The sequence below is a fragment of the Sandarakinorhabdus sp. genome (genome assembly GCF_031430775.1).
Lineage (GTDB): Bacteria > Pseudomonadota > Alphaproteobacteria > Sphingomonadales > Sphingomonadaceae > Sandarakinorhabdus.
Window position 1 is genome coordinate 1 of record NZ_JANPCD010000047.1, and the last position, 1,561, is coordinate 1,561.

The following is a 1,561-nucleotide window of genomic DNA, read 5'->3' on the forward strand; positions in this document are numbered from 1 at the left end:
CGGCCAAGCGCGCGATAGTCGTCTCCCTTGGCCTTCGCGGCGGCACGGCTGCCGAACGTCAAGATGCGGTTGGTCATCGTCCTTCTCCTGCTGCTGTGAAAACCGTTTCAGAAAATCCTCGCCGCGCGCAGCCTCGCTTCGAGCGTGTCGAAGTCCTGGGCATCGAGTTCCCGGAGCGATGCGACGCGGGCTGCACAAGTCGATTGGTCAAAATCAGTGTCCTTGTTCTTGCAGAAGCCGCCGTCGATTTTCCTGATCTCGGCAAGAAGTCCGGGATATGATGCTGCAGGTGCCGTGCCGATCCTTGCGGCCAGCCGGACCATGACATTGTCATAGGCCGCGACGCGCATGGCGGCCTTGCGCTTGAGCACCGCCGCTTCTGCATCGATCTTTACAGCCAGGTAATTCTTGCATGTGTCGTCAACCGAGACAGTGTTGTCGGCAGCCATGCGGCCAGTCTTTGCTGACAGCCTGGCATCGTCACCCGACAGGGCTTGCAGGCAGAACATCAGGGTTTCGTCCGTGTTCATGGCCGTGTCCGCGATATGCGTTACGGCCAGTGTGACGGCACTGATACCCGACGGCGCCGTTTGCGTGCCGCCATCGTTGACCATGGTGCCCTCGCTGGCGCCGGCGGTGATCCCGCCCTGGCCGGCCCCGCTCTTGCCCAGCGCTGTCAACTGGTCGAGATGGGTTTGCGCGCCGTCGCGCTTGGTCTTGGCATCGGTTTCGGCGGTCTTGGCGGCCGTGCACAGGCCTTCGCGCGTCTTTTTCTCGTCAGCGGTTTCGCCGTCCTTGGCTTTGCAGGGCGCCTTGTCGGGGCTGGCCGCGTCCTTGGCGGCGTCATGAGCGGATTTCGCGCCAGCCAGCGTGCTGCTGGCCTCTTTCAGTTCCTTGTAATAGGCGGCGGTGTCGGTCTGGGCCGTGTTGGTGGCGCCGGGACTGATGATCGTGCTGGGTCCCTGCACGACGCCGGTCAGCTGCTCGATGGCCAGCATGGCAATCGCCTGTCGATAATCGCGCGCGGCCTGGACTCCAAAAGCGGTCGGTCCGATCGCACCGGACAGATAGCGTTCGCATGTCCGAAAAAAGCTTTCGCGGATCACGTTGACGGTTTGCGTGCGGCGGATCGCTGCGGCGGTTTCGGTTGCGGCAATGGCGGCGCCCACATTGACCTGCGCCGCCGATTTGGCATCGACGCCAATGTCGAGATTGCCGCTCGCCGCCAGCGCGCTGAACACGTCGGGCGCGGCCTCGGCGCACATGCGCATGCCGCGTTGTTCGACGGTCGTTGTGATCTTGCCGTCTGGCGAAGTTGTTGTGGTGGTTTTGGTATCCGGCACCATCAACACATGGCGTTGCTTGGCATCCACGGTCACAACAGATGGACGATTTGCGGGCAGAACGTCCGAACGATAGGCAGTGTTCCATCGGGCGCAGCCGCTCAGCATGGTCAGGCCGAGCATCAGCGCCGCAGCGCGGGGGTGGGGTCGGATCATCGAACGGCTCCTGTCGTGTGACGAGACAGGGGCACTCTATCCCGGTCGGTGGCGGGCCAAGC

At 63.2% G+C, this 1,561-nt stretch carries 1 protein-coding gene; it reads right to left on the reverse strand.

Going from position 1 to position 1,561, the window contains the following annotated elements; all coding sequences use genetic code 11:
• Positions 1 to 107: 107 nt before the first annotated feature.
• The gene (locus RMQ73_RS02715) at positions 108 to 1,499 is read right to left on the reverse strand and encodes a hypothetical protein (RefSeq protein WP_310496450.1); all 1,392 of its coding nucleotides are present in this window, start codon (positions 1,497 to 1,499) and stop codon (positions 108 to 110) included.
• Positions 1,500 to 1,561 lie beyond the last annotated feature (62 nt).